Consider the following 7,735-nt stretch of genomic DNA (forward strand, 5'->3'; position numbering starts at 1 on the left):
TCTCTAATTTCTCCGACCATTATTACAGAAGGGTCTTGTCTAAGTACAAACTTCAACGTATTATCAAATCTCAAGCCAATTTTTTCGTTGATTTGAATTTGATTGATCCCAAAAATATTGTACTCAACTGGATTTTCAATCGTGATAATATTTTTATCGACTGTATTTTCTCGTTCTAGCATTGTGTAAAGCGTAGTTGTTTTACCCTATTGTGTCAAGTTATTGCTTATAATTATATCACATTATTTATAGACAATTTCTATGTTTTTTGAGGCGTCTACTATAATCTCTTTGATGTTATTTTCAACAATTTCATTAGTTAATTTTAAGTCTATATTACACATAGTAATATTTTCTAATTTATCTTTAGTTTCAGACTCCTCTTTTAAACTACTTAATTGTTCATTTATATTATTCTTAATTACCAGAAATTCTTCTCGTGTAAGTTTAGAATCTAAATATAACTCATAGTTCTTTTGTATTTCAAATTTTAGTGCATTCACTTTTCCTTGATCTACCTTTTTACTTTTAATAGTCTTTCTTTCTTCTAATCTTACACCTCTTCTTTTTAAACTCTCCAACACATAACTTTCGACTGCCTTTGAACTAATGGAATTTGACTTTGAATTTAAACTACATACTCTACATCTAAATCTACAGTCATATTTCTTTTCATTTTTACCAACAACTGCTCTGTAATCAAACTTCATTTTATGCCCACATACACCACATATTACTTTTGACCTAAGAGGACTATCTACATCTCTTGCATCATTATGAGCTGGAAACGATCTTTGATTTAATATATCTTGAACTTTATTAAATTCCTCTTTGAAAATAATTGGTTCAAAAGCATTTTCTATTCTGCCCCATTCTTCTTTAGGTCTTGGTATACTTTTTCTTATTGGAGTTTTGTACGTTTTATTATATAAAAATGTTCCTGTGTAAGATTCATTTCTTAGAATTCTACTTATCTGTCCTGTGGTCCACAAAATCTTTTTATAATTTTCTAGACTTTCTCCTCTTAATACTCTCTTTCTTTCAGATCCTGTAAGATATTTTTCCTTATTAAAATTTTTAGCTATACTCCCCTGGGAATGTCCTTCTAATATCATATCAAAAGCTTTTCTTACCACTTTAGCAGATATGTCATCTTTTATGATTTTGTATTTATTTTTTGGATCTTTAACATAACCAAAAGGTGCTTCGTTAATTATCTTTCCCTTTGTCTTTAGTGAATTCAAAGTAAGCTTTATTTTTTCTGAAAGTTCTTTACTATAATAATCGTAAAGTAATGATTTAAATTGAGTGTCAATTTCAATGGTTCCGTTACAATTATCTTTACTATCAAATCCATCATTGATAGAGATAAATCTTACTCCTAAAAAGGGAAAAATATTTTCTAAATAGTTTCCTGTTTCAATATAGTCTCTTGAAAATCTAGATAAATCTTTTACAATAATACAATTGGTATTTAGATCTCTTATATCTTCCATTAATCGTTCAAAAGCAGGTCTATTTGTATTCATACCTGAATAACCGTCATCTATATATTCAATCTTATTATCTACACAAAAATCAGAAAAATTTTTATCAATATATGATAAGATTAATTGTCTTTGATTCTTTATGCTATTACTTTCCTCATTTTTTTCATAATCTTCTTTAGATAATCTCATGTAAATTCCTATTTTATACATCTTGATTTCCTCTGACTTTTAAAGTGTGAAAGTAAAGTATACGTCTAATTTTTTATCTTTATGAACAATAATCTTATCAATTAAGCTCCTATAATATCCAGATTGCTCCCTGTCAAGTTGATATAAGTTCTTTGAAAACTCAATTCCTTTTAAATACTTATTCTTTAATTTGGTTAGTTGAGTATCAACTATTCGTCTTTCTCTTTCAATTGTGTTCTTTTGATTATTTTTAACTTCTCTGATTTTTTTATAGTAATCAATTTTAACTTGTCCTTGACAATATTTTTCATATGTTTTTAATATTTCATACTCAAGCTCCTTTATTTTCTTGTCCATAGATTCTAAGGACTTCATCTTATTTTGCTTTAAACTTTCATATTTTGATTTAAGAGTTTCTTCAACCCATTCAAAGCTAATGTTTTCTTCCATTAATTTTTTTATTTCTTCATTTAATATGCTTTTTAACTGTATCTCTGAAATAACCACATGGTTATTACTCCTATCTTCTTCTAGATTTCTACAACCATAGTAGTAATATCTTCTGCCACAAGAAACAGAGTAGTATCTATATAATTTATTTCCACATATGCCACAAAATAGCAATCCGTAAAAGCAATCTTCTCTTCCTTCATATTTTGGTATCAAGTATTTTCCAAAACTCTTATCATATTTATCTCTTAATTGTTTTTGAACATTTTGAAATACTTTTTTGTCTATAATTGCTTCATGTCTATCTTCAATTCTTATCCATTCTTTTTCTGGTCTTACTTTATTCCTACTACCATCCTCTAGCATATTTGTGTATCTACCTTGAACTAAATTTCCAATATACGCTTCATTTTTTAAAATTCTTTGAATAGACCAATTTCTCCATCCAGGATTCGTTTCTTTGTCTTTATATACTTCTCCTGTTTTGTAATAAATGTTTGGCGGATTATATCTTTTTTTATTTAATTCTCTAGCTATTGTTACCATACTTGCTCCATTATTAGCTAATTCAAAGATATAAACTATTTCATCTCTTACTTTTTCATCAACTTTAAATACACTTCCACCTTCTGTTTTTACTGATATATATCCAAAAGGTGGCTTCCCACCAATATGGTAGCCTTTCTTCATTAATTCTTTTTTAGAACTTCTAACTTTTTTTGATATGTCTTTTGAATACATATCATTCATGATATTTTTAATTGTTACTTCAAAGCTTTTCTTATCATCAAGCCCATTTAAAGAATCTACTTTATCTATAACAGATATGAATCTAACTTTTAAAAATGGGAATATATTTTCTATATAGTTACCTATTTCTAAGTATTCTCTTCCAAATCTTGAAAGATCTCTTACTATAATACAATTAATTTCTTTTGACTTAATATCTCCCATCATCTCTATAAATCCTGGACGTTTAAAATTTGTGCCTGTGAATTCATAATCTTCGTAGACTTTTACTACTTGTATATCATTTTCTTCTGCATACTTTTTTCCTATTTCTATTTGGCTATCAATAGATTCACTTTTATTCCTATACTTTTCTTTTCTATCTTGAGATAATCGTGTATATATTCCTGCTCTATATTTAGTTTCTTTTTTAGATAATAGAGCTACTTTGTTATCTTTATTTAAATATCTTTTACTAGTTCTAGCCATTTAGCTTATCCTCCTAGCTGAAGAAATGTTTTTTAAAGAATCTAGCTCCTTATCATTTGCTATCATTTTATTGAGTATTTTAAACTCTTCTGCATGATTAAATACTACTTGGATTTCTTTATTCTCTCCAATAACGATCTTATTTACCAACATAACTAATGATAATCTGTCGATTTTATTTAGTTGTTTATTTCTCTTAATTTCATTAATCCATTTTTTGTTTTCTTCTAGAAGTTTATACACATTAGATTTTATATTTTCTCTATTTTGTATTTCTTTATCAATTTCTTTAATTTTACTTTTATAAGCTTCTCTAAACCTATTAAATTCATTTTTTGTCAATATTTTATCTTCTAAATCGCTATATAGACAAGATAGTATAGCTTCGTACTTTTCTTTTTGTCTTATTAACTCACGTCCTTCATAATCAATAGCAGATAATTTTATTTTTTTATTTTTAATCTTCTTATATAGCAACTCTTGAAAAGATATATACTGAGTAAATATATCTTTAATTACTTCTAAAAGTTCTTCTTTTTTTACAGCATGTCTAGTGCAAGAACCATTTTTGTTATAATTTGAGCATATATACTGAACTATCTTTTTGCCTCCACTTTTTATTTCTCTTCTTATTAGTGGTGATCCGCAATCTTTACAGAACATTAAACCAGCAAAAATATCTGGATTTTTATTTCTAGCTTGCCATACATCTCTATCTAATAAATTATTTGCTATATTAAATATCTCTTTTGATACAATTTTTTCATGGCAATTTTTAACTATGACCCAATCATTAGGACTTACACAAATTTCTTTTTCACTTTTGTAGTTTAATTTAATCCTTTTTCCTTGTTCCATATAACCGATGTATACTCTATTTCTGATAATCCTATTTATAGAGTTAACTGACCACTTTCCGCCTTTAATCGGTCTAAATCCCCCATTAAAATTTAATCCTGATTTTTCCTTATAAATTAATGGAGAATCAATTCCAAGATCATTTAAATGGTATGCTATAGAATTAGAAGAATATCCTAACAATTTCATTCCAAATATTCTTTTTACTACTTCAGCAGCTTTTTCATCGATTTCTAATTTATTCTTATTTTCTTTGCTCTTCTTATATCCATATGGGGCAAAAGCACCTATATAATCCCCTTTTTCCCTCTTGACTTTTTGAGCACTTCTCACTTTATTTGATATATCTCTACAATAGCTATCGTTTATGAAATTTTTTATTGGTAATATAAGGTGTGTATCATTCATATCTGCATTTTGGCTATCATAATTATCTGTTATGGATATAAATCGAACTTGCATATCTGGAAATATTTTTTGAATATATCGTCCTGCTCCTATATAATCTCTTCCAAATCTTGATAAATCCTTTACTATCAAAGTATCGAATTCTTTATTTTCAAGACTTCTTATCATTTCATTAAATTGTGGACGATTATAGGTAGCTCCTGAATAACCATCATCAACAAATTCTTTTAAAATTTTTATTCCTTGCTTATTTGCATAGTTATGAATTAATTCTCTTTGATTTGATATTGAGTTGCTTTCTTCTACATCTCCATCTTCTCTTGATAATCTTAAATAAATACAAGCTTTACTTTTGCACATAAAAAAGCCCTCCTTCATTTTATTCTTTAGATACAAAATTAAATGAAGGTTAGGCTTCCACAATCAAAGTATAACGCTCCCTATTTTTTATTTCAATACTCTTTATTAAAAAATAAATAGTTTTTCTTCTATATATGATTCTACTATGTCGCTTAATGTTAGACCCGTATCTTTAAATGTAAATAGCACTTTGTAGCCATCTATGTCGTAAGTTTTATCACTTGTTTTTTCTTCTTTTTTCAAGCTTTCATTTTGTATACCTTCTTTTATTTTTTGTTCATCTAAATTTAAGTTATTCATACTTCTAAGCTCCTTAAATAAACAGTTAAGTTTTATGACTTTGGTAGGTGTCTTGGCAGACAGCATAGGAATTTCACCTCCGCCTCTTTTTAGATGAGCCGGCATCAACTTTAGAAGTATCATTATCCCCAAGTATTTCATAGCACAGAAAGCCATTTCTGATTTACAGGTACTATTTGTCGCTCTCTTTCTTTTATCCTTCAATTATTTTTTGAGTATCCATTTAAACCTAATCTTTTAAGCAGAAAGATCTTGGCGTAGTTTGTATCGCTCCATACTTGGTTAACGTCCTATCGTGGTCTATGCAGTTGTCAAGGTTCAATTCTTTCATCTATATAAATCGAGTGATAAAAATATCCCTCTATATATAAACCTTAATTTTTAGGCCTCTTGTTTCCATTTTTTTAGAATTTTTTTAATTTTTTCACAAAAAATAGAGAGCAAAGACTGCTCCCCGTTGATATCTTCTTATTATTCTCTTTCAATTATTTTCTTTAGTTTTTGTAATATTTTATTTCTAAGGCTGAATATTTTCTTAGGAGATACTTTTTCTTGTTTCGCTAAATCTCTAATAGTTCTCTCTTCAAAATATAGGGCAATAATTATTCTTCTCTCGTATTCGTTTAATTTATCGAGTGCTTTATATAGATCTTCTAACCTTAGTTTAGTTTCTATTATTTTTTCAATATCTACTTTTTTGTCTTCTATGTTTTCTATGGAATCGTTTACTCCTTGAAAATTATAGTCTAGATATTTTCCATCTATTCTTTGTAAATATTCTTCATGATTTTTAAGTTTTTTATATTCTTGATATATTTCATCACTTACATATACTTTTTTTCCGCTTACATAAATATATTTTTCTTTAGACATATTATCCTCCTTTTTATTCTCAAATTTATTTTTGAAAATAAAAAAGGAGGACTACGGCATTTTGATATGCCAAGTCCTCTGAAAAATAGAAGCTTAGAAACTAAGAACCGTTTTACATTAAGCCTAAAAAATCAAAATAAATATACTTTTTAGGCAAGTGGATGTTCTTATAATAATCATATTCGAATTTTTTTTCATTAAAATATCTGCCTCCATTACACCCATATTAAGTAGTTATGAGAATAATCATTATACTTAATATACAAAATTCTATTTAAAGTATTAATGGCTTGAAATTATTCAAAATTTATTTTCCTTTCAAACGTATGAACTTATCCAAACTTTCTTATAAAAATATTCTATAAATCGTAAAATCTTAGCTTTATTTGTTCTTCAATTATTTCAAATTTTAATTTTTCTTAGATCCAGCTAAAAATAGCATGCGTATATCTAAATTTCTGACAATTAAATAACCCATCTATATATCATCATTTCTTTAATTTTCTCCCTTATTATATAGTAAATTATACAAATTGAAGATACTACATCTTTAACCGTTTACCTTCATTTTTGATAGAGTTTTGCCTTGCATTATTAAGCCAACCATTATCATAGTAAAATCTACAACTGGTTCTGCCCACCAAACAGCCCCTGCTCCAAATATTCTTGGCAATATAAGTAAGGCTGGAACAAGTAATATCAACTGCCTTAGCATTACAATAATTCCTGCTTTTTTTCCATCTCCTATTGCTTGGAAAAAAGTAATAGTCATAATCATAATTCCGTAAAGAATAAATACAGAATAGAATATTCTAAAATTATTAACTCCAGCTGAAATTATGTTCTGACTTACTTTAAATAAGCCAAGTAACTGTCTTGATAAAGCTTGAGACGGTATCCAAAATACAGCTGCAAGGACTGTACCTCCTATAGAAAATATTTTCATAGTTTCTTTTACTCTATCATATTGTTTAGCTCCATAATTTGTACCAATGATGGGTTGTAATCCTTGGCTCATTCCCCAAATTGGTATGAAAGAAAATCCATAAAATCTCAAAGTTGCCGACATTAGTATTGCATTTGAATCTCCTCCATATTTAAAGGCTTGTTTATAAAGCAATGTTTGTTGAACTATAAAGAAAACTTGCATTATCATAGCGGAAAAACCAATCCCAAACATTTCTTTTGATATCTCTTTTTCTTTTCTTATTTTCCCTATTTTTACATTTTCACTTTTATTTCTAAAATAATAAATAGTTAAAATGGCTTGAATTATTTGAGCTGTTACTGTAGCTATAGCTGCACCTTCTATGGCATATTCTCCCATGACTATCATTAGTATTGGATCTAAAACAATATTAATAAAGGCTCCAAAGCCCATAATACTCATCGCCTTTTTCATAAGCCCTTCACCACGCATAACCATATTGGCTGACTGAGTAAAGTTTACAAAAATTGAGCCTAGAAATATTATTCTTAAATACCTTATGCCTAATGCCTTTATTTCTCCTGTTGCTCCAACTAAATCTAAAAAATATGGTCCTAGAAGTATTCCTCCTATTGTTATAATCGTTGAAAAAAAGATAACC

General features: G+C 27.7%; 6 protein-coding genes and 1 pseudogene. All 7 read right to left on the minus strand.

Annotation, left to right across the window (positions count from 1 at the left end; all coding sequences use genetic code 11):
• Positions 1 to 206: pseudogene (locus KHW44_RS04270) on the minus strand (ATPase, T2SS/T4P/T4SS family); the annotation flags it as partial.
• Positions 207 to 242: 36 nt separating this feature from the next.
• Entirely contained in the window at positions 243 to 1,700 is a 1,458-nt protein-coding gene (locus KHW44_RS04275) for a recombinase family protein (RefSeq protein ID WP_304066375.1), read from the minus strand.
• Between the two features lie 18 nt (positions 1,701 to 1,718).
• The gene (locus tag KHW44_RS04280) at positions 1,719 to 3,347 is read right to left on the minus strand and encodes a recombinase family protein (protein ID WP_304066378.1); all 1,629 of its coding nucleotides are present in this window, start codon (positions 3,345 to 3,347) and stop codon (positions 1,719 to 1,721) included.
• On the minus strand, positions 3,348 to 4,973 hold the full coding sequence (locus tag KHW44_RS04285; RefSeq protein WP_304066381.1) for a recombinase family protein: 1,626 nt from the start codon (positions 4,971 to 4,973) through the stop codon (positions 3,348 to 3,350).
• Positions 4,974 to 5,078: 105 nt separating this feature from the next.
• Positions 5,079 to 5,477 carry a hypothetical protein gene (locus tag KHW44_RS04290; protein ID WP_010247193.1) on the minus strand — a complete coding sequence of 133 codons (399 nt, stop codon included), beginning with the start codon at positions 5,475 to 5,477 and terminating at the stop codon, positions 5,079 to 5,081.
• Between the two features lie 267 nt (positions 5,478 to 5,744).
• The gene (locus KHW44_RS04295; RefSeq protein ID WP_304066387.1) at positions 5,745 to 6,146 is read right to left on the minus strand and encodes an RNA polymerase sigma factor; all 402 of its coding nucleotides are present in this window, start codon (positions 6,144 to 6,146) and stop codon (positions 5,745 to 5,747) included.
• A 550-nt stretch (positions 6,147 to 6,696) separates the two neighbouring features.
• Positions 6,697 to 7,735: MATE family efflux transporter (locus tag KHW44_RS04300; protein WP_304066390.1), on the minus strand; the 1,039-nt coding region annotated here is incomplete at its 5' end.

It is taken from the genome of Finegoldia magna (assembly GCF_018371055.1).
GTDB lineage: Bacteria > Bacillota > Clostridia > Tissierellales > Peptoniphilaceae > Finegoldia > Finegoldia magna_I.

Bases quoted from the DNA above. Each gene is read 5' to 3' on its own strand.
- KHW44_RS04275 (WP_304066375.1), bottom strand. From the start codon at position 1,700: ATGTATAAAATAGGAATTTACATGAGATTATCTAAAGAAGATTATGAA.
- KHW44_RS04280 (WP_304066378.1), bottom strand. From the start codon at position 3,347: ATGGCTAGAACTAGTAAAAGATATTTAAATAAAGATAACAAAGTAGCT.
- KHW44_RS04285 (WP_304066381.1), bottom strand. From the start codon at position 4,973: ATGTGCAAAAGTAAAGCTTGTATTTATTTAAGATTATCAAGAGAAGAT.
- KHW44_RS04295 (WP_304066387.1), bottom strand. From the start codon at position 6,146: ATGTCTAAAGAAAAATATATTTATGTAAGCGGAAAAAAAGTATATGTA.